This window comes from Zobellia laminariae, assembly GCF_030553095.1.
Classification (GTDB): domain Bacteria; phylum Bacteroidota; class Bacteroidia; order Flavobacteriales; family Flavobacteriaceae; genus Zobellia; species Zobellia laminariae.
This window is the reverse complement of record NZ_CP130738.1, coordinates 144,145-170,343: the sequence shown is the minus strand read 5'-3', so window position 1 is coordinate 170,343 and position 26,199 is coordinate 144,145. Positions and strand designations below refer to the sequence as shown.

The following is a 26,199-nucleotide window of genomic DNA, read 5'->3' as shown; positions in this document are numbered from 1 at the left end:
ATTTATTTAAAAGCAATAGAAAGCTCGGCAACCAAAATAAGCAAAGCTTTGTAGCAAAGAGCCTTTCGGTTTTCATGATTTTGGCTTGTACGTCATCCGCAGTAATGCAGGCACAAAGTAAATCCAAAGATAAACCGAATGTAATTGTGGTCATTACGGATGACCATGTATGGGAGATTTGGGAAGTTACGGAAACCCCTATGTCAAAACCCCAAATATTGACACCTTCTATAAGGACGCCGTACGGTTTAACAATTATCATGTTTCCACAACCTGTGCGCCTAGTAGAGGGGCTATAATGAGTGGGCGTCATACCAACAGATTAAATGTTTTTCATACCATTACGGGACGCTCATTACTTTTTGAAGATGAGGTGATTTTGCCACAGATATTTGCGCAGAACGGATATACCAATGGCATGTTCGGTAAATGGCATTTAGGAGATAATTATCCGTACCGTCCGGAAGACAGAGGTTTTCATGAGGTTGTCCGTCATGGAGGTGGGGGAATTACCCAAGGCCCTGATTATTGGAACAATGATTATTTTGATGATACTTACTGGCACAATGGAAAAACCGAAAAATACGAAGGCTATTGTACCGATGTTTTCTTTTCGGAAGCATTGGACTTTATAGAAACAAATAAGGATAAACCTTTCTTTTGCTACATCGCCACCAATGCGCCTCACGGCCCTTTGAACGTGCCAAAAGAGTATATGGATATGTATAAAAACGTAGACGGATTGGAAGAAAAATTCCAAAGGTTCTACGGAATGATTACCAACATAGATGACAATTTTAAGCTTTTGGAAGATAAGTTAGATGCTCTGGAGATTGCAGATAACACCATTCTAATTTTTACGACAGATAACGGTACCGCTGGCGGGAACGCAGTTTATGATGCTGGTTTAAAAGGAGGAAAAGGTAGTGAGTACGAAGGTGGTCACCGTGTACCTTTACTTATCCGTTGGCCAAATGGAGAACTTACAGGAGGTAAGGATATAGATAAATTGGTTGCACATTATGACCTGTTGCCTACGTTCGTTGATCTTCTAGGTTTTGATTTTAATCCGGTGAAGCCATTGGATGGGAAAAGTCTAAAACCTTTGCTTTATGATGAAGCGGAAAATGGCCAAATAGGATTCTATATATGGACACCCAACGGTTACAGAATTTGGTGAAATACAGAAAATACTCCGTTATGGACGATAACTGGCGTTTGGTAAATGGAAATGAGCTTTATGATATGAATAAAGACAGAAGTCAGACTACTAATGTATTTGATAAACATCCTGAGGTAGCGGAAAGATTGGCTGTGGGTTATGAAAAATGGTGGCAATCCATCATGGATGAAAACGTTAACGAGCGTTACGCTTATATTAAAGTAGGCTCTCCGGAAGAAAATCCTAGTCGTATTTCATCACATGATATGATGACGGGTAAATTCGGGCATATGTGGCATCAATACGGAGCAACAAATGCCTCACAAGCTACAGGAAATTGGAAGATTGAATTTGTTGAGGATGGCGATTATAAGATTAGCTTATGCCGTTTTCCAAGGGAAAGTGGTTTGGCTATAAACGAAACTTTTCCAGCGGAAAAACAGAGGGTTGAACTGGAAAGAGCTATGCCGGCGAGCACAAAATCCGATTTTGAAGAGGCCTACATCTATGTAGCTGATTTGGAAAAGACGGCTAAAATTGAAAAGGGCCAGAAAGAAGTGTCCTTTACCGCCAAGGTTTCTGCTGGTAAATATGATATGGAAGCGCAGTTGATCGATAAGGACAAAAGGGTACACCCTGCATATTATGTGTATATAGAAAAGTTATAAAACGTATTCCCGTCACTATGCAAGTCTAAAAATGTTTCTGTTCAACTTTGATTGGACCGGGACGTTTTTAGTTTATGGGAGGATAGTAGAGGAATTTATATAGTAGCCATTTAGCTCAAAGAAGTACTTTTTTCAAAAACACATTGTCAATTTAAAAAAAATCAGTGCACAAGTAGTTTTAATAGATTTTAGGTTAAAAAGTATTTTCCAGATGACTTAGGGCAAAAAAAGTATCACTTTGGGTGCATTATATGGTGGTTTTGAAAAAGTTGAAGTTTTAAGTTTGTACTGTTAATAAAGAATTTATGTCAAAGAAAATAACAATTACGGGTGTCGAAATTAAAGATGTCCGTTTTCCAACGAGTAAGTCCTTAGATGGTTCGGATGCAATGAATCCAGACCCGGATTATTCTGCGGCGTATGTAATATTAAAGACCGATTCCGACAACGGACTAGAAGGTCACGGATTAACTTTTACGATTGGTAGGGGTAATGAATTATGTGCCGCAGCAATCCAATCCTTAGCGCCATTAGTAGTAGGTAAAACGCTGGAAAGTTTTACCGCAGATATGGGTGCTTTCTGGAAAATGATTACGGGTGATAGCCAGCTAAGATGGTTAGGTCCTGAAAAAGGAGTTATTCATTTAGCTACTGGTGCTATGGTAAATGCCGTTTGGGATTTATACGCCAAAGTCGAAGGGAAACCACTATGGAAGTTGCTAGCCGATATGACTCCAGAAGAGTTGGTTCGTTGTGTTGATTTTACCTATATAACAGATGCTATCACTCCGCAAGAAGCATTGGCCATGCTAAAGGAAAAAGAAAGTTCAAAACAAGAACGTATAGCTAAATTAAAGCAAGACGGTTATCCTGCGTATACTACTTCGGCCGGTTGGTTGGGATATTCAGATGATAAGATGCGTAGGCTTTGTAGAGAAGCAAAAGCAGCTGGTTTTGACCATATGAAAATTAAGGTAGGTTCGGATTTGCAAGATGATATGCGCCGTGCTGCAATTATTCGCGAAGAAATTGGTGAAGACCTTCGATTGATGATGGATGCCAATCAGAAATGGGATGTGGATGAAGCTATTGAGAATATGGCCGAATTGAAAAAATTCAACCCGTATTGGATTGAAGAGCCCACAAGTCCAGATGATATTTTGGGGCATGCCAAAATAGCAAAAGCAGTAGCACCTATTAAAGTAGCAACAGGTGAGCATTGTCAGAACAGGGTAATGTTCAAACAATTGATGCAAGCTGGCGCCATAGAAATATGCCAGATTGATAGTTGTAGGGTGGGAGGTGTCAATGAAATATTGGCTATTTTATTCATGGCAGCAAAATTCAATATACCTGTTTGTCCGCATGCAGGTGGCGTTGGACTTTGTGAATATGTACAGCATTTATCAATGATCGACTATATTGCTATAAGTGGTTCTTTAGAAAATCGTATTATTGAATACGTAGACCATTTGCACGAACATTTCTTTGACCCTGTGGTCATTAAAAATGGCGCATATATGCCACCAAGTATGGCTGGGTATAGTATAACAATGAAACCCGAATCGTTAGCGGAATACAGTTTTCCAAACGGGAGTTATTGGAAAAAAGAATTAAGCACAACATTATAAAACACCTATGAAATTTAGTTTAAAGAATAAATCAGCTGTGGTTACTGGTGGTGGCAGTGGTATAGGCAAAGCTATTTGTATAGCGCTTGCCGAGCAAGGTGCAATTCTTCACATTCTAGAAATGAACGAAGAAAATGCAAAGGAGACCGCATCACTTATTGAAAATATGGGAGGTACTGCCTTCACTTATAGTTGCAATGTAGCTGTGCGGAAAGAAGTTACTACTGCATTTGAAGCCATAATGGCAAAAAATCCAATCGATATTCTTATCAATAACGCTGGTATTGCTCATATAGGCAATTTGGAAGTTTGTCAAGAAGAAGATTTAGATCGCTTGTATGATGTGAACATCAAAGGGGTTTATAACTGCATGCACGCTAGTATTGGCTCATTAAAAGAGACTGGTGGCGTTATTATAAATATGGCTTCCATTGCATCATCGGTAGGAATCAATGATAGATTCGCCTATTCCATGACCAAGGGTGCCGTATTGACCATGACCTATTCCGTGGCCAAAGATTATTTGAAAGATGGCATTAGATGTAATTGTATTTCCCCAGGAGAGAGTGCACACGCCTTTTGTTGATGGTTTTATTAATAAGAATTATCCATAGAGAAAAAGAAATTTTTGAAAAATTATCCAAAACTCAACCTATAGGCAGAATGGGCAAACCGGAAGAAGTCGCAAATTTAGCGGTATACCTTTGCTCAGAAGAAGCTTCGTTTATTACGGGAACTAATTTTCCAATAGATGGTGGATTTGTTACCTTAAACGGTTCATAGTAGCATCTAAATTGTAAAGAAAACAGACACATATCAAAATATAAAATAGAGATGAAATTAATAAGATTTGGAAGTATAGGGGCTGAAAAACCCGGAGTGCAATTAGAGAATGGTACACGGTTGGATGTCTCTGAGTTTATATCAGATTATACCGAAGATTTTTTTGGAGGCGATGGCATTGAAAAACTGAGCGATTGGCTAGAGAAAAACGAAAGAAACTGTCCGGTAGTTTCAAATGACGTTCGTTTAGGTTCGCCTTTGGTACGCCCATCAAAAATTGTATGTGTAGGCTTAAATTATGCTAAACATGCAGCAGAAAGTGGTATGGCTATTCCAAAAGAGCCAGTACTCTTTTTTAAAGCGACTTCTGCTATAGTGGGGCCTAATGATGATGTTATCATTCCTAAGAATAGTGAAAAAACCGATTGGGAAGTTGAGCTTGCCGTGGTTATTGGTAAGAAAGCTTCCTACGTAGAAGAAAAAGATGCATTAGACCATGTAGCCGGATATGTTTTGCATAACGATTATAGTGAGCGTGCTTTTCAGATAGAGAAGGAAGGACAATGGTGTAAAGGAAAAGGATGTGATACGTTTGCTCCTCTAGGACCGTTTATCGCTACTGCAGATGAAATTAAAGATCCGAACAATCTTAATTTATGGTTGAAGCTAAATGGAGAAAAAATTCAAGATAGCAATACTTCAGATTTTATTTTCAACATACAAGAAGTAGTAAGTTACATCAGTCAGTTTATGACCTTGTTACCGGGAGATATTATTTCTACAGGTACGCCTTCTGGTGTTGGTCTGGGTTTTAATCCTCCAAAATACTTAAAGGCAGGAGATGTTGTAGAGCTTGGTATTGAAGGATTGGGAAGTTCAAAACAACTGGCAAAAGCATATTAGTAGCAAAAAGCAAATATGGATTTAAACTTAAAGGATAAAGTCATTATCGTTACTGGTGGTTCAAAAGGCATAGGCCTTGGTATAAGTCAGATTCTATTAAAAGAAGGAGCTATTCCTTTTATTATCGGTAGGAACAAGCCCAGTATCATTGCGGTGGTAGACGAGATTCAAAAAGCGGGTGGCCAAGTAGGTTATGCCTTTGCAGAGTTAACAGATCCTGAGCAATGTAAAGCAGCCGTAGAAAACGTCGTTTCTACCTTTGGTAGAATTGATGGTCTTGTAAACAATGCCGGCGTAAATGATGGGGTTGGTCTGGAAAATGGCAATTACGAAGACTTTATGGCTTCCCTTCAAAAAAGTTTAGTCCATTATTATCTTATGGCACAGTATGCCCTTCCTGAACTTAAAAAGAGCAAAGGAGCCATTGTAAATATAGGCTCCAAAACTTCTTTTACGGGCCAAGGAGGAACATCTGGTTACGCAGCTTCCAATGGAGGAAGAAATGCTTTGACCAGAGAATGGGCAGTAGAACTTTTGCCTTACGAGATTAGGGTGAATGCCTTAATAGTTGCGGAATGTTATACCCCTCTGTATGAAAAGTGGATCAATACATTTTCGGAACCTGAGAAAAAAATGAAATCCATTACGGATAAAATTCCATTAGGTAACCGTATGACGACAGCTGTAGAAATAGCCAATACGGTTGTTTTTCTATTGTCAGAACTATCTAGCCATACTACAGGACAATTACTTTTCGTAGATGGAGGATATACACATTTAGATAGGGCAATAACAGTTTAAGATTACATATGAAAACCGAACAAAAAATACCAGTAGTAGCTAAAGAATTACTTTTTCCATTTATATTAATCACCTCTTTATTTGCGCTTTGGGGTTTTGCTAATGACATCACCAACCCCATGGTAGCAGCATTTAAGAGAATTTTGGAGCTTAATAATACGCAAGCTTCTTGGGTGCAAAGCTGCCTTTTATGGCGGCTATTTTACTATGGCATTGCCAGCAGCTTATGTGGTAAAGAAATTTAGTTACAAAGTGGGTATTTTAGTCGGACTTGCATTATACGCAGTGGGAGCGCTTATGTTCTATCCCGCAGCAGCTATGGAAAGTTATATATTCTTTCTTTTGGCCTTGTATGTACTAACCTTTGGTCTTGCGTTTTTAGAAACTACGGCTAACCCATATATTTTGGCCATGGGAGCAGAGGAAACAGCAACTTTACGATTGAACCTTGCTCAGGCTTTTAATCCATTAGGAGCTCTTTCTGGTCTTTTTGTAGCACAGTTTTTTATACTGGGAGCATTACAATCAGATGATGTGGCGCCAGACGGTTCTTATATCTATGAAACCCTGTCAGAATCTGCAAAAGCAGCTGTTAAGACTTCGGATTTAATGGTGATTAGAAACCCTTACGTAGGGCTGGGACTCTTCGTGATCTTTATGTTCGTGGTGATTGCCATGGTAAAAATGCCAGAGGGCAAGACGGAAAACCAAGTAGGGTTACGAGAATCTATAAAGAGGATATTTAAAAAGGAACGTTTTGTAGGCGGAATGCTTACGCAAATGTTCTATGTAGGTGCACAGATTATGTGCTGGACGTACATTTACCAGTATGCAGAAAACATTGGCATTAACAATAGAGATGCCGTTAACTATGCTTATGCTGCCTTAGTGATTTTTCTGGTCAGTAGGTTCTTGTGTACATATCTTATGAAGTTCATCAATTCTGGAAGACTGTTAATGATGCTATCCTTATTAGCAATTGTCTTCTGTGCGGGTACGATTTTTATAGAAGGTATAGGTGGCCTTTATTCCTATTATGGTTTCTTTCTGTATGTCTTTGATGTTCCCAACTATTTATGGGATTGCATTAACAGGATTGGGAGATGATGCCAAATCTGCTTCTGCTTTTTTAGTAATGGCTATAGTAGGTGGTGCTTTTATGCCCATGTTACAAGGCTTAATATTAGATATTGGTGGAACTGGATATAGTGATGTGCGTATACTAGGAGTTCCAGAGGTGAACTTTTCGTTTATACTTCCTATGCTTTGCTTTTTTGTGGTAGCCTTTTATGGTCACAGAGCGTATAAAAAATACGATTTAGAATAGAATTTATTTTGATAAAATTTAAACGGCACCTTTTAATTTGTGCTGTTTTACCTATAATTTACTACAATGGGAAAAAAATCTAAAACAGGATTGGATCCTCGGTATCCTTCTATTGATGATTTGCGGAATAAAGCGATGCAAAAGATTCCAAAATTTGCTTTCGAATATTTGGATGGAGGATGCAACGAAGATGTCAATTTACGTAAGAACACAGCTGAAATACGAGAGGTGGAACTTTTGCCTTATTATCTAAGCAAGCATACGGAATCCGTCATGAAAACGGAACTTTTTGGTCACACGTATGATGCTCCTTTTGGTATAGCACCTGTTGGTCTACAAGGACTTATGTGGCCTAATGCTCCTGAAATTTTAGCGAAAGCTGCTTTTGAGCATAATATTCCTTTTGTTTTAAGTACGGTAAGCACCAGTAGTATTGAACGAATTTCTGAGATAACAGAAGGTAATGCTTGGTTTCAATTATATCACCCAGCAGAAAATTCGTTACGCGATGATATTATCAAAAGGGCTGCTGCTGCAGAATGTCCAGTTCTTGTTATTCTTTGTGACGTACCTACTTTTGGTTTTAGACCGCGAGATATTAGAAACGGATTGGCAATGCCTCCTAAAATGTCCGTTAAAAATATACTTCAGATTATGGGTAAACCGGAATGGGCAATGAAAACGCTTATTCACGGGCAACCTAGTTTTGAGACTTTAAAACCTTACATGCCCAAAGGATTGGATTTAAAACAATTGGGTAAGTTCATGGATCAGACCTTTTCAGGAAGATTGAATGAGGAGAAGATTAAACCGATTAGGGATATGTGGAAAGGCAAGTTGGTTCTGAAAGGAGTAGCCAATGAAGCCGATGCCGAAAAAGCGGTGAGGTTAGGTATAGATGGTGTCATTGTTTCCAATCATGGTGGTAGACAGTTAGATGCGGGAGAATCTACCATAAAACCGTTATGTAGGATAGCGGAAAAATATAGTGACCAGCTCACCGTAATGATGGATAGCGGTATACGTTCCGGTCCTGATGTAGCCCGAGCTTTGGCCAGTGGTGCTAAATTCACTTTTATGGGACGCTCGTTTATGTACGGTGTAAGCGCCTTAGGAAACAACGGCGGAAATCACACTATATCATTACTAAAAACCGAATTGCAACAGGTTATGGAGCAAATATGTTGTGAACGGGTTTCAGATTTCCCAAACCATTTAATTAAAAAATAGGGGCTCTAAAACATTAAGGTTTAACCGTTACAATAATTCGTTTGTAACTAGATAAAGCAGGTTCTCCCTTATCGATTACTTTTAAGATATAATGGAGGGTTGCCTCTTCTCTTAATCTGGGCACGGTGATATTGGCCGTGTGCAAGTTCTTCGCTCCACTAATGTATACTGGCTCTTCATACGTACCCGCCTCAGGATAACTAAACCAAACAAAACTTAAGTTATCTCCGTCTGGATCAGTAGAATCAGAGGCGTCAAAAGTGAAGCTTTTACCAGATTCTACATTTATACGATCAGGATGTTTCAAAACAATAACGGGCGCATGATTAGCCTCAGTATAGGGTTGTAAACACCAATCCATTCTAGCAGCAAAATCATTTTGAAAATCGTCTCTCCAACGCCACAATGATACCTTGTCGCTTGTGAAATTTAAAGTATCCGAAGTTATAGATCTTCCATATTCATTTGGAACGAAAGGCGTATAACTGTCCTTGGCATTGGTCCATATTTTTCTGGTTTCGACTTCAAAAGGCACACCGGATTTTCCTTGTTTTCGACCAGAAAAGTAAGGCTTGTAAAATTCGTATCTACCGCCCCAACCTCCCCAATTTGGGTGTTCGGAGAAATTTAAACCATTAGGGATAAGGGAAAGGAATGCAGGCGTATCTCCTTCCATTCCATAAGCAACATCTGGGTATACGGCACCAAGGGGGCCGTGTGCCTGTTGAATATTTTCTGCAAGCCAAGAGTTGCTGATTTCTGTGTTGTCAATTCCTGAGATAACACTGCTGATACCGTTCCATGTGGCACGACCGTAATCGTCTCCGGGAGTAACTATATAAAAGAGGTCACGAAAGTTATCTCTGATCCAAATACTACTGTCATCTTGGTCAGAAATAGCATAAACGCGCAGTTTATAAATAAGTCTTTTTTGCTCTTCTTTCGTTTTTGTGTTTTTGATTTTGGATAATGCTTGCGCTAAAGTATTGGAACCTCCCCAAACGGAAATCCACAAAGGGCGTTCATCTTCTTCTTCAAGCGTTTTAATAATCCAGTCAGAGCCTTCCGAATCTTTTCCTTCTCCAACACCCAACATGCCGTAAACGGGTAGACCGGTTTTTACTACATCCATTAAACTACTGGCCTCAGGAAAATCCGGATGATGTTGTTTTAGGTTGGGTTGAACTTTTGCGTAAGCTTGCAGCACTTTTTTTATAGATTCTGGATGTATGCTACTTTTAAGCCAACAGGAGGTAGTGGCTACAATGCCTTTAATATCTATTTCATTGGAATATAATAGCAAACGGACTAATGATTGCGTGTCGTCCGGGTCTGCTTCGATATCCGTTAAAATTATTACTCTATTTTTTTGGGAAGTTTCTTGTGCGGTTAGCACACTAAAATTAAATAATAGTAATAGTAGGAAAGATAAGTTTTTCATAATAATGAATGTTGGTGGTTGAGGTAACAACTAGAATTCTAAAAGTAGCTGTTTTTCTTTTATCTGAACTGCTTTGGTTTTAGGTTTTTACTGGCATTCTCCGAAATTTCCAAAATTCGTTTTTGCCGAGTTTCTTTTCTTTTAGCAGAAATTACCCAATACAACAGGATTTTTTTTCCGGATTTACTTAACGTAGTAAAAAATTCTTCGGCGCCTTTTCTTTTTTGTAATTCCTTGGCTAGGTCTGGTGGGATTTCTAGGGCTTCAACGGCATCCAATATAGTCCACGAACCATTGGTCTTTGCTATAGCAATACTTTTGTGGCCAGCATGGGTCATTAGGCCTTTTTCTATAAGATGGGTTACTTTCTCTTTGTTTATTTTAGACCAATTACTTACTGCTTTTCGTTTACAAAAATACTGTTGGTATTTCTCCGAGTCTATTGTTCTTTTGGTACTGTCTATCCAACCAAAACAAAGTGCGTGGTCTACGGCTTCGCTCCATGATAAATTGGTGTTGGCTGTATTCTTTTTATGGATGATCAACCAAACCGAGTCCTCTTGCACATGGTTTTCTTCCAACCATGACCGCCATTCTTTAGCGTTTGTAGGGCAGTAACTTTCTGTTTCCATCTTTGCCATAGCTTCTCAAATACCCAATGTAGGCAGGTGTTTTACTTTATGATACGTTAGGGCAGCTTTTATGCAATAGGTAAGTTCTTCGGTAGGGATTTCACTATCAAGCTTAAAAACAATTGCTCTTTTTCCTTCAAAGTCAAAGGTGTTTTTAAAAACGATTTTAAAAGTTTCTACCAATCTGCTGGTACACTTAAAATAGAGGGCATATTGGTCGGGAGATTTGGCTTTCCAATCCATACGGAGCGTGCTGCCTATTTTAGTCAGGTAACTGGGTTCTCCCCATTTTAAGGTTTCTTCTAATTGATGAATACCTTCACTTTCTTTAGCCGTTTCAATCACCAATTTCCGTAAGGCCAACATTTGATTCCGAACGCTCTCTGGATATTTATCAAAAACGAATGATACTTCAGGATTAATTTTCAGCTGTAGATCTTCCATGGATTTTCCAATTAAGAGCGACAGGTTTGCCGTTCAAGTAGCTAAATTTAGCAAATACAATCGGGAAATAAAATAGACCTTGGTAGTAGGGTAGAACCCTTGCAAGTAATTTCTGCAATAGTGATGATACATCGACTTAAAGAAAGCTATTTTTCTTTTCTAAAGATTAGGTCTTGCTCTTCCATGGCGGTAACAACAAGCTGTATATAATCATCCACGGATTTTTCTATGTTTTTTGGGTCTGAGATATCTATACTACCTCTCCAAATCATAGATCTATCTTTACCAGCGCAAATACAGTACAGCGTAGTTTCTGCATGGTAGACATTAAAATCATCGTAGTAAGTATCATCGTAATAAATATCTTGATTGTCTAGATAGTCCTCATTGAAGCGTCCTTTGTGGTTATCTAGTCTAGAAATGGCACTTAGAAAACTTTCCCTGTTTTCAGAACCGGTAATTTTGGTAAATAAAATAGCGTCAAAACCTTTGTCTAATAGGCTTTCCTCTACATCATCTAGCTCTTTTTCTGTTTTTCTCTTATCGGTAAAGGATACATCAAAAACATCTAAGCTTTGCATGGCCTCCACATTTCTCTTGGTAAACTCTTTTTGTAGGCGGGCTTCAAAACTTTCTCTAGCATCTTGGTTTTGGGTCATACCAACAATAAGTACTTTCTGCGCATCGAATAAGACGATATCAGGGTTTTTCCAATTTTCGACCAAACTTGTTGACGAACAACCTAAAACAACTAATAAGAGTAGTGCAGAGAGTTTTTTCATAACTTATTTTCTTCTATCAACTTATTCTTAATTGTGCTTATTTGAAGTTGCGCCCAATAAGAGTTGGACGCAAGATAAGATATATAAGGGCAAATTAAAATGACAATAGTCATTTCCTAAAGAGCTTAAGATAAGGTAATCTTTAGGGTTTACGCTTCTTCCTTAGTATTGCCCCTGCATAATTAAATACATCTGCTTTTAAATCCTTAAAATCCTTAGTACAGGTATTTACTTTTTGCTTTAATATGGCATGTTTTCTAAGCAAGCTGACATCGCAAGAATCTGCAGCGGATTCTAAGATTCCGGCCAACATATTTTTGTGCTGACGTATTTCTTCTTGAATTTCTTTTTTTGCCGCTCTTACCTTGTGTAATCTAATTTTGTGGTTTTGTAACCACTCAAAAAGGTCTGGGGTATCTGGTTCAAAAACATACGAATTCAATAAACGTTCTACAAAAAGAACAGCATTATCCGAAAATTTAAGGCTTGATTTCCATTGCTCAGTTTCCTTATAAAGTTCCTCTTCGTTTTTCTGTCCTGTCCAATTTAACTTTTCTGTTTCCATTTTTGGTACCATAGCTCTCGTTATATAGATTAAAGTTAAGACTGGTTAAACTGGTAGGCAATGACTTGGGTCAGGTGCTTAATTATAAGAGAATTTCTCTGATCTCGTTCAGTTTAGGAATGTGTACGTTCCAATTATATACATCGTGAATCTTTACTCTAAAAGCATCTAGGGAAGAGGGTTCACCATGACCAAGAAAAACTTCTTCGGGTATGTTCTTAATATCTTGCATCCAATGTAAAAGCTCCTTTTGGTCTGCATGACCAGAGAGACTTTCTAAGTGATATATTTTTGATTTCACAGGATAATATTTTCCAAATAATTTCAACTCATAAGCGCCTTCTAAAAGTTGTTTGCCCCTAGTACCTTCTGCTTGGTGGCCTACCATTAACACTGTTGTTGAAGAACGGCCCATTAGCTGTTTTAAATAGGTGAGCACTCTTCCACCAGTAACCATACCGCTACCGGCAATGACTATTTTTGGTCTAGCATCGTCAATTGTTTTCCAGGTATCTGCATATGAGCTTATGATATTGAAGTGTCTGCACATGGCCGCATATTCTTTGCTTGAGAGTTTGTGCCACTCGGGAAATTGTTCAAAAACAGATAACACATTATTACCCATGGGACTATCAATAAAAATAGGAATGTTGGGTATTCTGTTCTTTTTAAATAACTGCCATAAGAGGTACATGAGCGACTGTAAACGCTCTACGGCAAAGGATGGAATAATTAAGTTTCCTCTTTGATTAATAGTTTCAGTGACCAAGGTCAACCAAGATTTGTTCTACATCTTCCTGCGGATGTAACTTGTTCCCGTATGTACTTTCCATAAAAAGATAATCTGCCCATTTTGGATGCTCTGGTGGTGCCAATAAGGGATCATGTTCTCTACCAACATCACCTGAAAAAACAAATAGCTTTCCAAAAATCTCCAGTTCTATAAAAGTGGCGCCTATAATATGCCCGTTAAAATTGAACCTGAAACGAACATGTTCGGAAAGAGATATCCATTCATCTTTTTCTTCCGAAGAAAATAGATCTATTGCCCTTTCCGCTTCGCGAAGCGTATAAAAAGGTTTTGCAGGGTCGTGTTTGCTATAACCTTCTTTATTGGCACGTTCGGCCTCTTCTTCATGAATCTTGGCGCTATCCAAAAGTATGATTTCGGTTATAGCCAAAGTTGGGGGCGTGCCTATTATCTTTCCATGAAAGCCTTGCATGACCAATCTAGGAAGATACCCTGTATGATCTAAATGCCCATGTGTTAGTAAGACCACATCAATTTTTGAGGTATCAATAGGTAAGGGTTCCCAGTTCAATTGCCGTAATTCTTTTAAACCTTGATACATTCCACAGTCTACCATTACATTGAGTTCTGGTGTTTCTAGGTAAAACTTTGATCCGGTTACTGTGCCAGAGGCACCCAAAAAGTGAATTTTTACTTTGTTCATAGCTTAAAGATTACAGAGTTGTTCAACCTCGCTTAATATTTTTGCCTTACGCGTGTTAGATATTCCCAAATGGTCCAACAAGAATTTTTCTTTCCATAGATCCCGGCAGAGAACCACATCTCTACTTAACAAGAATTGTTTTTCACGATTGGTCAATATGGTAGAAACGGTAATGGGGTATAGACCAAGCCTGTCAATACGGTCTTTGATACCATCGTTTAAAGGGTAATCCCAACTTAAAAGGTATAAATTAACGCACTTACCATATTTTATGGCATCTGAAGTAAATCGTGTGTTGGTCACTACCCAACCGGGGTTCAGGGTTTTGGTTTCCGTTGTTTTGGTCTTCCAATGTGCCTTTACATCATTGTAGCGAGAATGTATATAGAGCGGTACTTTAACATTGCAATTGCGACCTTCTTCACTATGAAATTTACATTCAATAATGGTTACGGTTTCATTTTTCTCGGCTACGACATCAATTTCATGAGTAACACAAATACCGTCCATAACAATGCCTATTTTGGTCTCGTAACCGGAATAAGTCAAAAGGGCTCCAATAAAACGTTCAAAAGGAAACCCCGTTGGCCCTAACTCATAAATCGCCTTTTTAAGTTTATATTTTGAAGCAAAAACGGATTTCTTTTTTTTCAATAGGGCAAAGGCTCTATTGTAAATTTCATTGGTAGAAATGCCTTCATAAAGTTCATCGCGCACTTGATCAACAATATGCTCAACCAACTCGTGATTTGCTCCTGTGTGTTTAAGGGAGTTGCGAAGCTTATCCATAGAAAAATGGGCCTTTGCACCGGATGATTTTATAATGTCGATTTCCTTTTTCATAAGTTGAGTTATTAAAGGGGGATGAAATCTATTTTAAACTGAGCTCTTTACCTGAACATTTACGTCGGGTATTTTTAATAATTGTAGCGTAGTAGAAGCTAAAACTACTTTACCGTTAGAGGCAACTATAGATTGTTGAATACGCTCAAAAAGTTGATTCTTTGTAATGCGGCGTCTCTTATAATCCGTTATATACCTTAGGTTAATTTCAATCCAATTATCGGTAATTTTTAGTGCTACGGTTGGTTCTAGAGTGGCGTCTTCAATATAATAATGGGCAACCATTTCTTTCCACTTGGTCAGTGAGTTTTTGGTGTATTCAGAAAGTAGTTCTGTGGCGTCATCCAGTATGATTTTTTTCGCTAATGCGATATCGGATTCATAGGTAACCATAATATTTAGCTCGTCCCACAGAAAAGGGAAATCCATAGAATAGTTTTTAATAGGCCCCTTAAAAACAAAGGAATTACTGATTTTTACAATCCGCCCAGAATAGTTATCGCTACTTACCCATTCGCCCAATTCCATTAGGGTTGTGTAAATACTATCAATATCAATTACATCGCCTTTTATACCATTAATCTCAATTCTATCGCCAGGTTTGTAAACACGGACAAAAAAAATGTAAAATGAACCTGTTATACTTAAGATGAGCTCTTGCAACGTAAAGGTAATTCCCGCAGTAAACAGACCGATGATAATAGTATAGTCTGCTATACTTTTTACCGTAAAAGAAATCAATATCAAAAGGAAAATCAAAAAATAGCCAACGAGTTCAACACCCTTTTGGGCCTTGTATCTAATGGTTACATCACTAATACGTTTTTTAAGCAGCTTCCTTAGAAAGCCAATGGAGAAAACAATAAAGATAATCCACAACAAAAGTTTTAAAATCTTTGCGGCTAGTGGGTCATTTAGAAAGTTGAGCAGTGCGTCCATGAATGCTTTTTATAAAACTATTAATACGGAGGTATCGAGAAGATTTTTTGAAATGATGACCATCTTTTAGCTATTAAAAAAAATAGTGGTTCTGTAAGTATTCTTCTTCTTTACCCAAGTTCCTATTTAATTCATTGTTAGGTTCCTTTAATGCAAGGCCAAAATAGGCACAGTAGCATCATATCCTATTTCTTTGATTAATGGTTTAGTAAATATTTTCTCGAAGAAAAAGTGTCTTTGGTTAATAAAAGCAATCATATCGCTATCTCTACTTTCTACAAAAGCAGTTATGCTGTTTGCTATGTTTTTTTCTGTTAGGGTATGAAAACTATGAGCCACTTCGTCTAATATATTATCTAATAGTATTTTGTTTTCTTCCTGTTCAGCTTTTAGTATTTGTTTTTTTGAGACGTGTAGTATGCGAATGGTGGAACCATGCATTTTAGCAATCTCAATAAGGTAATTCAATTCTTTTCGTTTAAAACTGGACTTGAAATCTGTTGGAAAAACAATTTCTTTTGGAGGGGAAAAACGGATATCTGCTGGTATGGCCAAAACGGGACATTCGGATACGATTTCCATAGTCTTTACCGTGTTACTACCAAAAATAACCTCTTTGGCACCAGATGCACCTTTGGTACCCATAACCACCAAATTAATATCCTTATTTGAAATGGTTTTTTTAATCGCTTCAGAAAGAAAAGTAAAAGTAGGTATGGTGTGGTAGATATGTTTTGGGTTGTCATGATGCAGTGCTAGCATATCTAATAACTTCACGAAATTTTCTTCTGATTTGGCTTTTGCAATCTCAAACTCCTACTACCCGGTTCGGGTATAATGAGGGTATCAGTAGTGTAATATTCTAACTTAAAAACATTCAAAAAATAAAATTCACAATTCAGCTTTGCGTATAAATCAAGTGCGTATCGCACCGCATTAAGGGCGTTTTTTGAGAAATCTGTCGGTACCAATATTCTTTTGTACATGATATTATTTCTTAAGTGAGTATTAAATGTATTTGCTAAATAGCTAATCAAATAGGCTGTTAGTTAGTCTTTAAAGGGCAATATTAGAAATGGTATATTAGAGTACATGCTTACATTTTTAACCACAGGCTCATGTAAAATGCGATCAAAGAAGCTGTGTTTGTAGTGCACCATAGCAAACATATCTACGCCCTATATTATTTAGAAAATCATCTATAACCATGGCCTTGTCTGCAAAAGCCTGTACCCAATGAGAACTATGCTCGGTATTTTTAAGACATAGTTCAAGCATTTCTCTGTGAGATTCTTGTTCTTTACTTAGCTCCTCTTCTTCATTAATATGCATGACCTTAATTGTGGCGTTAAAGAGTTCTGCAATGAACAAAAGAGGTGCGGTTGTTTTTTTAGTACATCCTTTTTTATAGTCTGTTACAAAGGCAATGTCCGTTGGTGCAACAAAATCTAATTCTTTTGGAATGGTCAAAACAGGACATTGGGTTATAGTATTGGCCACTTGAATGGTATTACTACCAAGAAAAAAATCTCCTTAGCACCTGTATAGCCTTTGCTGCCCATAACCACCAAATCAATATCAAATGCATTGAGCATATGGTGTATGGTTTTAACTAGATTCCCTTTTTTAGAAATGGTCTCAAATTTGTGTAAAGGGTTTTCATTATCTAAGGTTATTTTATGCTCAAGAGCCGTAATTTTTTCTTTGGAAGTAGCAGCTAATTCATTCAATAGCTTTTGACCGACTAAAAATTCTGATTTTGCTCCAATTAAAGGCGTGAGGTCATTGTAAACGTTTACAAGGTAAAAGTTGCATTCAGTTGACTTCAATAATTGCGTAGCATAAAAAAGAGCACAATATGCATTGTTGGAAAAGTCTGTGGCGACCAATATATTTTTCATCTTGCTTGTTTTATAATTAAACAATCCTCGTAACCATTTACATTACGGAAGCGCCGCTGTGATTTTAGTTACTTATATAAAGTTAATCGAGAAGAATATTATAAACCATGACTTACGTCAGTTTTAGCGAGGGCAATTTTTAGTAATTTTATAAATCTAAATTAGAAAAATGAAAAGCAGTTTTAATACTATAATAGAATCTGACACACCTGTGTTGGTAGATTTTTTTGCGGATTGGTGTGGACCTTGTAAAATGTTGGCGCCTATTTTAAAGCAAGTGAAAGAAGAACTGGGAGATAGCATAAAAATCGTAAAGATAGATGTGGATAAAAATCAGCCCTTGGCCAGCACGTATAATGTACGTGGTGTGCCTACTATGATGTTATTTAAAAACGGAAAACAGGTGTGGAGACAGTCTGGCGTTTTGCAGAAAAATGACATAATACAAATTGTGAAGTCAAAATCTTAATGTGATTTGAACCCTTATTTAATCGACCTAAATGAAAAAGTATTCTGTTCTTTTACTTGTTGTTCTCTTTTTTACAAGTTGTAAAGAGAGTCAAAAAAATAAAATCGAATCTGTTGATAATATTGACGTAGCTGTAAATACCGCAATCCAAGAACCCCATCCTGGAAAGTAATTTTGGAGCGTGAGTGTTATATGTGCCATGATCCCAAAACAAAAATGGTAGATAGGATTGCACCACCAATGGAGGCAATCAAAAGACACTACATAGATTCTACGGTAACTCAAGAAGAGTTTACGGAAGCCTTGATTAAATGGGTAAACGATCCGGAAACGGAAACGAAAATTCCTGCTGCACATAAAAGGTTTGGTCCTATGCCATACCTACCAAATCGTGATGAAGCTGTAGCCAAGATTGCAGATTACATCTACAATAATGAACTAGAACGCCCAGAAGGTTTTGATGAACATTTTAAAGCTTCGCACAAGATAGGAATGGGTATGGAGCAATGCAATTGCTTTGACTACCCTGAACCCGGAAAAGTGTACGGTGCAATAGGAATGTCCTATGCAAAAGAAGCTAAGATGGCATTGGGTAAAAGCCTAACAAAAGCTATTCAGGAAAAAGGAACCGTGGGCGCTATAGGTTTTTGTAACCTAGAGGCAACTACGATTACAGATAGCGTTTCATTAATGAAAAATGCAGTAATCCAAAGAGTTTCGGATAAGACTAGAAACCCTAAAAATAAGGCTAGTGCCAAGGAATTGGAATATATAGCGTCATTCAAAAAAGCTTTGGCCTCTGGAGAGGAACTGGAGCCAGTGGTTGAAACGGAAGACGGAGAAGTGTCTTTCTATTACCCAATCGTTACCAATGCGCTTTGCCTGCAATGTCATGGCAAGCCCAATACGCAGGTTTTACCGGAGACTATGACAGCTCTAAATAAACTGTATCCAGAGGATATGGCACTTGGTTATGATGTAAACCAAGTTCGCGGTATGTGGAGTATTGAGTTTTTTAGCGATAAATAAGCAGTTTAATTAGAATTTAAAAAATGCAGATAGTTCGTAAATAGGTAGTTCTTCAGAATCTATTTTTAGATGGTTGAAAAAAGGGTCTTGTAATTTATAAGACCCTTTTTTTACAGGTAAACTTTTCTCGGTTTATGATTTAGATGTACCTTTTGGGCATATTTAAAATATATCCATAACTCAAATCATATTCATTCTATGACGGTCCATAATCTAGGCGAAAGCAATTCGCTCATGAACAAATTTATCGCTGAAATTAGAGATGTAGACATCCAAAAAGATGCCATGCGTTTTAGGCGGAATATTGAGCGTATTGGAGAAGTTTTGAGTTATGAAATGAGTAAGTCCTTTCAGTATGAAAGTAGTGACGTGACCACGCCATTGGGTACCAAAGAAATGACCTTGCCAATAGATAAGTTGGTTTTGTGTTCCGTTTTAAGGGCCGGACTACCATTACATCAAGGTCTACTGAATTATTTTGACGGTGCTGAGAATGCCTTTATTTCTGCATACCGACATCACAGAGGAGATGAGGATGCCTTTGAAGTTATTGTAAATTATTTTGCTGCCCCCTCTTTGGACGGTAAAATTCTAGTGCTCACAGACCCAATGTTGGCTACCGGAAAAACTTTAGAAAATGTTTTGAAAGCACTCAAAAATCACGGTACACCTGCACAAATTCATATTGTCTCGGTTATTGGAGCGCAGGCCGGTATTGAGCATGTACAAAATGTATTCCCTGAAAACACTCATTTATGGATTTCAGCAATAGACCCAGAGCTTAACGCAAGAGGTTACATTGTTCCTAGTATTGGTGATGCAGGAGATTTAGCCTATGGCGTAAAACTTTAGGCAGCTATCTGACTAGTATTTGAACCCTAAACATACACCTTAGTTTTTCTTGGCCTTTGTTCTTTTACCCCATTTAACGGCTTCATACCAAAGCACGGAAATACTTCCTGCAAATAGGCTAACAAGCAATTGATTTACACTCAAAGTATTAAACTCAAAGAAGTCGGTCAATGGCGGAATAAAGAGTAGGAGAGCGGCCAAAGCAACGGTAATACCTATGATAATACCTACTAGATTATTTTTATACTTCAAGGTTGTAAATAGAGAGAAGTAAAAAGAACGGTTCACCAAGGTTAAAAAGATATTGGCAACGATTAATACCATAAAGACCATTGTGCGGGTTGTATCTTCAACAAAACCCTGTCCTACGGCATATTGGTAAACAGATAATGAAGCCAAAGTAATGACCAATCCTTGTATGATGCTGGTCCACAACTCATTAAATTTAAAGAATGTAGTAGTAAACGGCCTTGGTTTTTTGTTCATGGTATTTTTCTCCATGGGTTCATTTTCGTAGATGATAGAGCAGGTAGGTCCCATAATGAGTTCCAATAGAATAACATGTGATGGCGAAAATATGGAGGGGTAAATCCACCGTAATGCCAAGGGAATAAACACCGTGAGTATAATAGGAATGTGAATAGAGATGATATACTGAATCGCTTTTTTTAGATTGGTATAAATCTTTCTTCCCATGGCAATGGCATCTACCATTTTAGAAAGGTCGTCATCTACCAAAATTAAGGAGGCGGCTTGCTTGGCAATTTCGGTACCCTTGTTTCCCATGGCAATACCAATGTGTGCCGCTTTTAGTGCCAGTCCGTCATTAACCCCATCGCCTGTCATGGCTACCACTTCATTATTCGCCTTTAACGCATTTATAATTCTGAGTTTGGCTTCTGGAAACATACGGCTGAAGACTTGCGTATCCATCACTTTCTTCTGTAATTCGGCATCGGTGAGCTGCATCAACTCATCACCGGACATGCATTTATCGTATCCTATAAAATCAATTTCTTTAGCAATAGCTACGGCCGTAGCAGAATTATCTCCTGTTACCAGTTTTACATTTATCCCAGCGGTATCAAAATCTTTGAGGACTTGACTTATGTTTTTCTTAGGAGGGTCATAAAACGCAACTAGACCTTTGAATTCAAAAGAAAAATCTTGTTGGAGTTTAGGAAAGTCCGTGCCTTCAAAAACAGCTTGACCAACACCCAATAAACGAAAACCCTGTTCGCCAAGCTCATCTATGGTAGCGTAAACAGATTTTTCTTTTCTTCTGCAGTGAGGTTGGAGATTTGTATTAAAGCCTCTGGAGCGCCCTTAGCCGCAATGATACGTTGCCCAGATTCGTTTTCGAACAGGTGGGTCATCATAGGTGGTTTGCCTCCTAAAGGGTATTCGTGAATCATATGATACTTTGGTCTTTCGTCTACATCCGTCTGCTTTGCGTAGGCATTATGCAGAGAAATTTCCATGGGATCAAAAGGTATGGGTTCACTGGCCCACATGGCAACGGTTATAAGCTCTTTTTCCTCATTTTTAAGTATAGCTTCGGTGGAAGCTATTTTTCCAGTTTTAATGGAAAATAGCCTTACGAGGCTCATTTTATTTTGGGTGAGCGTTCCCGTTTTATCCGTGCATATGACGGTGGCACTACCCAAAGTTTCCACGGTTTTCATTTGTTTAACTACAACTCCCAACTTCATTAAACGCCAAGCCCCTAAAGCCATAAAGGTGGTGAATGCCACAGGGATTTCTTCGGGCAGAATACTCATGGCAAGCGTCAGTGCTTTTAGTAAACTGTCTAGGATATTATGGGAGTTAAAATAATTTATACCCCAAACCAATAGAAAAGTAATACCGCCCCAAATGGCCATTTGTTTTACAAAATTGGCTATTTGCAGCTCTAAAGGTGTCTTTTCATCTTCAATACTATCTAGGCTATTGCCAATTTTACCCAGTTGCGTATGGTTGCCAATGGCTGTAACTGTAGCTATGGCCAAACCACTGGCTACAGTGGTGCCACTAAAAATAGTATTGTTCGCAGAGGAGGCGTCTTTAAAAACAGAAAGCGATTCTCCGGTAAGCGTAGCTTCGTCTACAGAAAAATCATTGGAGTGTACAATAGTTGCATCTGCGGGAATCATCGTGCCCTCTTCTACAATTAGGCTATCGCCTATAACAAGGTCTTCACTGGGTATTTCTACGGTAACCCCGTTGCGGATGACCCTGCAGTTGGGTTCAGTAAGGTTCTTTAGTTTTTCTAAAGCTTTTCGACTTCTAGAATCTTGATAGAGCGATATGGAACCGACCAATATAACGGCAGCAACCATAAAGGTGCCATCTCCAAAATTTCCGGTGATAAAATAGATGGAAGAAGCCACCAACAATATAAGAATCATCGGTTCTTTCAGGATACTTTTAAGGGCTTCTAGAAATCCGTTTTTCTTTTTGTAAGTAAATGAGTTGGCACCGTGGGTCTTTCTGGATGTTACAACCTGATCGTCGGTCAATCCCTTTATACCAAAATTTTCAATGGCCATGATTTCCCTTTTCTCAAAAATAGGCGAAATAAAATATACAAAGCTTGATTTATATCATATTGAAACAGGAAATTGATTCTTGTAAATATAGTAGTGCTTTAACGTTCCTAATGATGGGTTGCACTATGTTTTTTTAGATGAAATCATTAATAGCATGACTTATCTCATGTTCTTTGAATGGAATTTCCCTTTAATTTGAATATGAGCAATTTACATACTATGCGCTATTTAATTATATTGGTTTTCATATTCGCATTACAGTCTTGTGGTGACGAACAAGAGAAAGTATTTCCTCAAAAAACAGAGCTAACAGAATCTGTATATGCGTCTGCCATCGTTCAACCAGACAGCCTGTATAAAGTATACGCGGCCGTAGGCGGAATTTTAGACCGCAATTTGGTGGAAGAGGGAGACTTGGTTCAAAAGGGAACGCCATTACTTCAAATTATCAATAATACACCTAAGCTGAATACGGAAAATGCGAAACTTTCACTGAAGTTGGCACAGGAAAACTATAACGGGAGTGCCGCTGTTCTCACGGGTTTAGAAGATGAAATAAAAGCAGCGACACTATCTTTTCATAATGATTCCATTAATTTCTACAGACAGAAACGTTTGTGGGAACAAGAAATAGGTTCAAAAATAGATTTTGACAATCGCAAACTGGCATATGAGCTTTCCCGTAATAATTTAAACTTGTTACAGAGTAAATATGACCGTACCAAGAACGAACTAAAGACCCAAGTGAGTCAAGCGCGTAACAACTATGAATCTGCGCAGATAAATACCAAAGACTTTACGGTAACCAGTAAAATCAATGGTAAGGTCTATGAACTTCTAAAAGAAACCGGAGAAATCGTAAGCACTATGGAACCCATTGCCGCAGTTGGAAGCGATTCGGTATTCGTAATTAAAATGTTGGTAGACGAGGTAGATATTGTAAAATTGAGCCTCGGTCAAAAAACGTTGATTACACTAGATGCTTATCCATCCAAAGTTTTTATGGCTACGGTAGATAAAATCTATCCCCGTAAAGATGAACGCTCACAAACTTTTACGGTAGAAGCCAGTTTTGACGATCCCCCAAAAATTCTATATCCCGGTTTGGCAGGCGAGGGCAACATTGTCATTGCTAAAAGAAAGGATGTACTGACTATTCCTAAAGACTATCTAATTGATGGGAACAAGGTAGAGACCGCCAATGGTACAGTAGAGGTAACTACGGGTTTATACAACTTAGATCGTATAGAAATCACAAAAGGTATTAGCGAAGAGACCGAGCTTTTAAAACCGGAACAATGATCAATTGGAGAGTCATATTGAACATTGCCAAAACCCATTTGGTAACAAAAATGAAGTCCTCGGCAACAGCTGCATTGGGCGTTACTTTTGGTATTGGAGCTTACATTACGCTGATCAGTTTTATGACCGGACTTAATGAAATGTTAGATGGTATGGTTTTGAGCCAAACTCCTCATATTCACCTGTATAATGAAATTGAACCTAACGAAACGCAACCCGTATCGCTTTATGAAGAATTTAAAAACTCCTTCAACATCGTACACTCGATCAAGCCTAGACAAAGCCAAAAGAAAATTCATAATGCCTTGCCCATTTTAAAGTATCTAAAAAAGGATAAAGAAGTAAAAGGGGCAACACCCCAGCTCCGTGCACAAATCTTCTACTTGTCCGGTTCTATTGATTTAAGCGGCAATTTGGTAGGTGTGGATATTATGGAGGAAACACGACTAACCAGTATGGGCGATTATATTACTAAGGGAACTCCAGAAGCGCTCAAAAATACAGATAACGGAATTATATTAGGTTCCGGTCTTGCCAAAAAAATGTCTTTATCGGTTGGGGAAAGAGTTCAGATAAGTACAGTTGGCGGAGATATTTTTCCACTCAAGATTGTCGGAATTTACCAAAGTGGGGTGGCAGATGTAGACAACATTCAAAGTTATGCCAACCTCAAGACGGTACAGCGTATTATGGGCGAAGCACAGAATTATATAACGGATATTAATATTAGACTTTATGATATTACGTTAGCCCCCGCTTTAGCAAAACGCCTTCAAAAACAGTTCACGATAAAGGCTACGGATATTAACGAAGCCAATGCACAGTTTGAGACCGGTTCTAACATTAGAGACCTCATTACGTATGCCGTTTCCATTACATTATTGATTGTGGCCGGGTTTGGTATTTATAATATCCTGAACATGCTTATTTATGAGAAAATGAAGGATATTGCCATTTTAAAAGCAATAGGATTTTCAGGTTTGGACGTACAGCTCATTTTTATAAGCCAAGCTATGATCATTGGGTTGGTTGGTGGTGTTATGGGTTTGATGGTAGGGTATGGATTAGCTCGTCTAATAGATAACGTAGCTTTTGAAACGTCTGCATTGCCTACGATAACCACATACCCTATAAGTTATAATATTGGGTATTATGTAATAGGAATCGTTTTTGCGCTGCTCTCTACTTTTATTGCCGGTTGGTTTCCATCCGCAAAGGCTAGGCGCATAGATCCTGTTCGTATAATTCGTGGAACTTAAAGATGGAAACAATGGAGTATGTTCTTGAAACAAAAAACATCAATAAGCATTTTTATAAGCCCAAAGACTTTCATGTGCTCAAAGACATTTCTTTTGGAGTAAAAGTAGGGGAGTTCGCTTCTATTATGGGCAAATCCGGTTCGGGGAAATCTACTTTACTCTATATTCTTTCTACGATGGATACGGAGTATACGGGCGAATTGTATCTGAACCATGAATTGGTTACCGGAAAACCGCATCAAGATTTTTCTCGCATCCGGAACAAGCATATTGGCTTTGTATTTCAGTTTCATTATTTGTTATCGGAATTTAGTGTTTTGGAAAATGTGATGCTTCCAGCAAAGAAACTGAATGAGAAATCGCACGCAGATATTGAACGAGATGCCATGCAAAAGCTGGAAATGCTAAAAATAGATTATCTCGCCAACCAACGGGCTTCTCGTATTTCGGGTGGTGAAAAGCAACGGGTGGCCATTGCCAGGCTTTAATTAACAATCCTATAATTCTTATGGGTGATGAACCCACAGGAAACCTAGACAGCCACAATGCGGATAACGTTTTTAATATCTTTAAAAAACTGAAAGAAGAAGAAGGTCTTTCGTTATTGATCGTCACCCATGATGAGGATTTTGCCAAGCGTACCGATCGTATTATTCAGATGGAGGACGGTAGAATTATTTCTTAATTTTTCTTTTAGTTTCTGCTGACTCAAGTCATGGTATGGGAGAATTTTAGCCCTTACTTTTGATGTGTTTATAATAGTCCGTTTGGACTCATTTCAGTATATTTAAAACTAAGGCCATGATTGAAAAAATAAGAACGTACAAAGGAAATACACTTGCGTTAGAAGTTATTGACGAATTCACCGGAACAGATGAAAAACTGGCACAAAAGTTCTTTAAGGAGAAAGTAGAAGAAGGTTTTGGCTATGTAAATGTGCTGGTTAAACTAGACGAACTAAATGTAAGTAAGAGTAAAACAAAGGTGTTCATGGAAGACATCATCTGGATTCTAAGAAATTATAGACAAATAGGAAATATAGCTATTGTGGCGCACTCTAAGATTTTGAAAGCACTGATTCCTATTGATAATGTTTTTTTTGAAAGGCTGCAGAAAGGATATCAAGAACGCTATTTTGATATTACGCAACTAGAGGAAGCATTCCAATTTGTAGCTCCTAATGAATATGAACCAAGTTAGAATAACAGTAAAGTTGGGTGTTAGATTACCCAG

25 protein-coding genes and 4 pseudogenes are annotated in these 26,199 nt (G+C 38.1%); 15 read left to right on the top strand and 14 right to left on the bottom strand.

The window, feature by feature from the left end; genetic code table 11:
• Positions 1–169: 169 nt before the first annotated feature.
• The 8 genes and pseudogenes from Q5W13_RS00855 to Q5W13_RS00820 all read left to right on the top strand — a co-directional run bounded on the left by Q5W13_RS00855 (position 170) and on the right by Q5W13_RS00820 (position 8,505).
• Complete coding sequence (locus tag Q5W13_RS00855) at positions 170–1,180, top strand: arylsulfatase (RefSeq protein WP_304445027.1); 1,011 nt, start codon at positions 170–172, stop codon at positions 1,178–1,180.
• 20 nt (positions 1,181–1,200) lie between these two features.
• Positions 1,201–1,830, top strand: coding sequence for a hypothetical protein (locus Q5W13_RS00850; RefSeq protein WP_304445026.1), 630 nt, complete (start codon positions 1,201–1,203; stop codon positions 1,828–1,830).
• Between the two features lie 305 nt (positions 1,831–2,135).
• Positions 2,136–3,461, top strand: a complete 1,326-nt coding sequence (locus Q5W13_RS00845; RefSeq protein WP_304445025.1) for an L-fuconate dehydratase — start codon at positions 2,136–2,138, stop codon at positions 3,459–3,461.
• Between the two features lie 7 nt (positions 3,462–3,468).
• Positions 3,469–4,244 (top strand): annotated as a pseudogene (locus Q5W13_RS00840) (SDR family NAD(P)-dependent oxidoreductase).
• Between the two features lie 51 nt (positions 4,245–4,295).
• Positions 4,296–5,147 carry a fumarylacetoacetate hydrolase family protein gene (locus tag Q5W13_RS00835; protein WP_304445024.1) on the top strand — a complete coding sequence of 284 codons (852 nt, stop codon included), beginning with the start codon at positions 4,296–4,298 and terminating at the stop codon, positions 5,145–5,147.
• A gap of 15 nt (positions 5,148–5,162) precedes the next feature.
• Positions 5,163–5,948, top strand: coding sequence for an SDR family oxidoreductase (locus tag Q5W13_RS00830; RefSeq protein WP_304445023.1), 786 nt, complete (start codon positions 5,163–5,165; stop codon positions 5,946–5,948).
• A gap of 8 nt (positions 5,949–5,956) precedes the next feature.
• Positions 5,957–7,275: pseudogene (gene fucP / locus Q5W13_RS00825) on the top strand (L-fucose:H+ symporter permease).
• 66 nt (positions 7,276–7,341) lie between these two features.
• On the top strand, positions 7,342–8,505 hold the full coding sequence (locus Q5W13_RS00820) for an alpha-hydroxy acid oxidase (protein WP_304445022.1): 1,164 nt from the start codon (positions 7,342–7,344) through the stop codon (positions 8,503–8,505).
• 13 nt (positions 8,506–8,518) lie between these two features.
• Here Q5W13_RS00820 and Q5W13_RS00815 read toward each other — a convergent pair whose 3' ends face one another.
• The 12 genes and pseudogenes from Q5W13_RS00815 to Q5W13_RS00765 form a co-directional block, all read right to left on the bottom strand.
• Positions 8,519–9,946, bottom strand: a complete 1,428-nt coding sequence (locus Q5W13_RS00815) for a nucleoside hydrolase-like domain-containing protein (RefSeq protein ID WP_304445021.1) — start codon at positions 9,944–9,946, stop codon at positions 8,519–8,521.
• Positions 9,947–10,005: 59 nt separating this feature from the next.
• Positions 10,006–10,578: a YdeI/OmpD-associated family protein gene (locus Q5W13_RS00810; RefSeq protein ID WP_368662393.1), complete on the bottom strand. Its 573-nt coding sequence runs from the start codon at positions 10,576–10,578 to the stop codon at positions 10,006–10,008.
• Positions 10,579–10,593: 15 nt separating this feature from the next.
• The gene (locus Q5W13_RS00805; RefSeq protein ID WP_304445020.1) at positions 10,594–11,022 is read right to left on the bottom strand and encodes a DUF1801 domain-containing protein; all 429 of its coding nucleotides are present in this window, start codon (positions 11,020–11,022) and stop codon (positions 10,594–10,596) included.
• Between the two features lie 146 nt (positions 11,023–11,168).
• A complete protein-coding gene (locus Q5W13_RS00800) occupies positions 11,169–11,804 on the bottom strand; it encodes a hypothetical protein (RefSeq protein WP_155597099.1) in 636 nt (211 codons plus the stop codon).
• 142 nt (positions 11,805–11,946) lie between these two features.
• Positions 11,947–12,381, bottom strand: a complete 435-nt coding sequence (locus Q5W13_RS00795; RefSeq protein ID WP_304445019.1) for a hypothetical protein — start codon at positions 12,379–12,381, stop codon at positions 11,947–11,949.
• Positions 12,382–12,451: 70 nt separating this feature from the next.
• Positions 12,452–13,823 (bottom strand): annotated as a pseudogene (locus tag Q5W13_RS00790) (MBL fold metallo-hydrolase RNA specificity domain-containing protein).
• A 3-nt stretch (positions 13,824–13,826) separates the two neighbouring features.
• On the bottom strand, positions 13,827–14,666 hold the full coding sequence (locus Q5W13_RS00785) for an ATP cone domain-containing protein (RefSeq protein ID WP_155597096.1): 840 nt from the start codon (positions 14,664–14,666) through the stop codon (positions 13,827–13,829).
• A 33-nt stretch (positions 14,667–14,699) separates the two neighbouring features.
• Positions 14,700–15,605 carry a mechanosensitive ion channel family protein gene (locus Q5W13_RS00780; RefSeq protein ID WP_304445018.1) on the bottom strand — a complete coding sequence of 302 codons (906 nt, stop codon included), beginning with the start codon at positions 15,603–15,605 and terminating at the stop codon, positions 14,700–14,702.
• Between the two features lie 147 nt (positions 15,606–15,752).
• A complete protein-coding gene (locus tag Q5W13_RS00775; protein WP_304445017.1) occupies positions 15,753–16,382 on the bottom strand; it encodes a universal stress protein in 630 nt (209 codons plus the stop codon).
• Complete coding sequence (locus Q5W13_RS24485; protein ID WP_368662392.1) at positions 16,379–16,591, bottom strand: universal stress protein; 213 nt, start codon at positions 16,589–16,591, stop codon at positions 16,379–16,381. Before Q5W13_RS24485 ends, Q5W13_RS00775 begins: the two co-directional genes overlap by 4 nt.
• 145 nt (positions 16,592–16,736) lie before the next feature.
• On the bottom strand, positions 16,737–17,105 hold the full coding sequence (locus tag Q5W13_RS00770) for a hypothetical protein (protein WP_304445016.1): 369 nt from the start codon (positions 17,103–17,105) through the stop codon (positions 16,737–16,739).
• The gene (locus Q5W13_RS00765; RefSeq protein WP_304445015.1) at positions 17,090–17,506 is read right to left on the bottom strand and encodes a universal stress protein; all 417 of its coding nucleotides are present in this window, start codon (positions 17,504–17,506) and stop codon (positions 17,090–17,092) included. The genes Q5W13_RS00770 and Q5W13_RS00765 overlap by 16 nt, the downstream gene beginning before the upstream one ends.
• Positions 17,507–17,675: 169 nt before the next feature.
• Between Q5W13_RS00765 and trxA the strand changes: the two genes are divergently transcribed.
• From trxA to upp, 3 genes are all read left to right on the top strand, one after another.
• Positions 17,676–17,975 (top strand): thioredoxin, encoded by a 300-nt coding sequence (gene trxA / locus Q5W13_RS00760; protein ID WP_304445014.1) that lies wholly within the window; start codon positions 17,676–17,678, stop codon positions 17,973–17,975.
• 216 nt (positions 17,976–18,191) lie between these two features.
• Positions 18,192–19,004 carry a Tll0287-like domain-containing protein gene (locus Q5W13_RS00755; protein WP_304445013.1) on the top strand — a complete coding sequence of 271 codons (813 nt, stop codon included), beginning with the start codon at positions 18,192–18,194 and terminating at the stop codon, positions 19,002–19,004.
• Positions 19,005–19,202: 198 nt separating this feature from the next.
• Positions 19,203–19,856 carry a uracil phosphoribosyltransferase gene (gene upp, locus Q5W13_RS00750; RefSeq protein ID WP_304445012.1) on the top strand — a complete coding sequence of 218 codons (654 nt, stop codon included), beginning with the start codon at positions 19,203–19,205 and terminating at the stop codon, positions 19,854–19,856.
• Positions 19,857–19,895: 39 nt separating this feature from the next.
• Here the strand turns inward: upp and Q5W13_RS24480 are convergent, their stop codons facing one another.
• Complete coding sequence (locus Q5W13_RS24480) at positions 19,896–21,077, bottom strand: HAD-IC family P-type ATPase (RefSeq protein ID WP_368662391.1); 1,182 nt, start codon at positions 21,075–21,077, stop codon at positions 19,896–19,898.
• A gap of 29 nt (positions 21,078–21,106) precedes the next feature.
• The gene (locus Q5W13_RS24475) at positions 21,107–22,405 is read right to left on the bottom strand and encodes an HAD-IC family P-type ATPase (protein WP_368662390.1); all 1,299 of its coding nucleotides are present in this window, start codon (positions 22,403–22,405) and stop codon (positions 21,107–21,109) included.
• Between the two features lie 219 nt (positions 22,406–22,624).
• Between Q5W13_RS24475 and Q5W13_RS00740 the strand changes: the two genes are divergently transcribed.
• From Q5W13_RS00740 to Q5W13_RS00725, 4 genes and pseudogenes are all read left to right on the top strand, one after another.
• Complete coding sequence (locus Q5W13_RS00740; protein WP_304445011.1) at positions 22,625–23,707, top strand: efflux RND transporter periplasmic adaptor subunit; 1,083 nt, start codon at positions 22,625–22,627, stop codon at positions 23,705–23,707.
• Positions 23,704–24,966 (top strand): ABC transporter permease, encoded by a 1,263-nt coding sequence (locus tag Q5W13_RS00735; RefSeq protein WP_304445010.1) that lies wholly within the window; start codon positions 23,704–23,706, stop codon positions 24,964–24,966. Before Q5W13_RS00740 ends, Q5W13_RS00735 begins: the two co-directional genes overlap by 4 nt.
• An 11-nt stretch (positions 24,967–24,977) precedes the next feature.
• Positions 24,978–25,651: pseudogene (locus tag Q5W13_RS00730) on the top strand (ABC transporter ATP-binding protein).
• Between the two features lie 116 nt (positions 25,652–25,767).
• Entirely contained in the window at positions 25,768–26,166 is a 399-nt protein-coding gene (locus tag Q5W13_RS00725; protein ID WP_155597086.1) for a SpoIIAA family protein, read from the top strand.
• Positions 26,167–26,199 lie beyond the last annotated feature (33 nt).

What these genes read in the sequence shown, in the direction of transcription:
- Q5W13_RS00855 (WP_304445027.1), top strand. Translation starts at nt 170, where the DNA reads ATGGGAGATTTGGGAAGTTACGGAAACCCCTATGTCAAAACCCCAAAT.
- Q5W13_RS00850 (WP_304445026.1), top strand. Translation starts at nt 1,201, where the DNA reads ATGGACGATAACTGGCGTTTGGTAAATGGAAATGAGCTTTATGATATG.
- Q5W13_RS00845 (WP_304445025.1), top strand. Translation starts at nt 2,136, where the DNA reads ATGTCAAAGAAAATAACAATTACGGGTGTCGAAATTAAAGATGTCCGT.
- Q5W13_RS00835 (WP_304445024.1), top strand. Translation starts at nt 4,296, where the DNA reads ATGAAATTAATAAGATTTGGAAGTATAGGGGCTGAAAAACCCGGAGTG.
- Q5W13_RS00830 (WP_304445023.1), top strand. Translation starts at nt 5,163, where the DNA reads ATGGATTTAAACTTAAAGGATAAAGTCATTATCGTTACTGGTGGTTCA.
- Q5W13_RS00820 (WP_304445022.1), top strand. Translation starts at nt 7,342, where the DNA reads ATGGGAAAAAAATCTAAAACAGGATTGGATCCTCGGTATCCTTCTATT.
- Q5W13_RS00815 (WP_304445021.1), bottom strand. Translation starts at nt 9,946, where the DNA reads ATGAAAAACTTATCTTTCCTACTATTACTATTATTTAATTTTAGTGTG.
- Q5W13_RS00810 (WP_368662393.1), bottom strand. Translation starts at nt 10,578, where the DNA reads ATGGAAACAGAAAGTTACTGCCCTACAAACGCTAAAGAATGGCGGTCA.
- Q5W13_RS00805 (WP_304445020.1), bottom strand. Translation starts at nt 11,022, where the DNA reads ATGGAAGATCTACAGCTGAAAATTAATCCTGAAGTATCATTCGTTTTT.
- Q5W13_RS00800 (WP_155597099.1), bottom strand. Translation starts at nt 11,804, where the DNA reads ATGAAAAAACTCTCTGCACTACTCTTATTAGTTGTTTTAGGTTGTTCG.
- Q5W13_RS00795 (WP_304445019.1), bottom strand. Translation starts at nt 12,381, where the DNA reads ATGGTACCAAAAATGGAAACAGAAAAGTTAAATTGGACAGGACAGAAA.
- Q5W13_RS00785 (WP_155597096.1), bottom strand. Translation starts at nt 14,666, where the DNA reads ATGAAAAAGGAAATCGACATTATAAAATCATCCGGTGCAAAGGCCCAT.
- Q5W13_RS00780 (WP_304445018.1), bottom strand. Translation starts at nt 15,605, where the DNA reads ATGGACGCACTGCTCAACTTTCTAAATGACCCACTAGCCGCAAAGATT.
- Q5W13_RS24485 (WP_368662392.1), bottom strand. Translation starts at nt 16,591, where the DNA reads ATGTACAAAAGAATATTGGTACCGACAGATTTCTCAAAAAACGCCCTT.
- Q5W13_RS00765 (WP_304445015.1), bottom strand. Translation starts at nt 17,506, where the DNA reads ATGAAAAATATATTGGTCGCCACAGACTTTTCCAACAATGCATATTGT.
- trxA (WP_304445014.1), top strand. Translation starts at nt 17,676, where the DNA reads ATGAAAAGCAGTTTTAATACTATAATAGAATCTGACACACCTGTGTTG.
- Q5W13_RS00755 (WP_304445013.1), top strand. Translation starts at nt 18,192, where the DNA reads ATGGTAGATAGGATTGCACCACCAATGGAGGCAATCAAAAGACACTAC.
- upp (WP_304445012.1), top strand. Translation starts at nt 19,203, where the DNA reads ATGACGGTCCATAATCTAGGCGAAAGCAATTCGCTCATGAACAAATTT.
- Q5W13_RS24475 (WP_368662390.1), bottom strand. Translation starts at nt 22,405, where the DNA reads ATGGCCATTGAAAATTTTGGTATAAAGGGATTGACCGACGATCAGGTT.
- Q5W13_RS00740 (WP_304445011.1), top strand. Translation starts at nt 22,625, where the DNA reads ATGCGCTATTTAATTATATTGGTTTTCATATTCGCATTACAGTCTTGT.
- Q5W13_RS00735 (WP_304445010.1), top strand. Translation starts at nt 23,704, where the DNA reads ATGATCAATTGGAGAGTCATATTGAACATTGCCAAAACCCATTTGGTA.
- Q5W13_RS00725 (WP_155597086.1), top strand. Translation starts at nt 25,768, where the DNA reads ATGATTGAAAAAATAAGAACGTACAAAGGAAATACACTTGCGTTAGAA.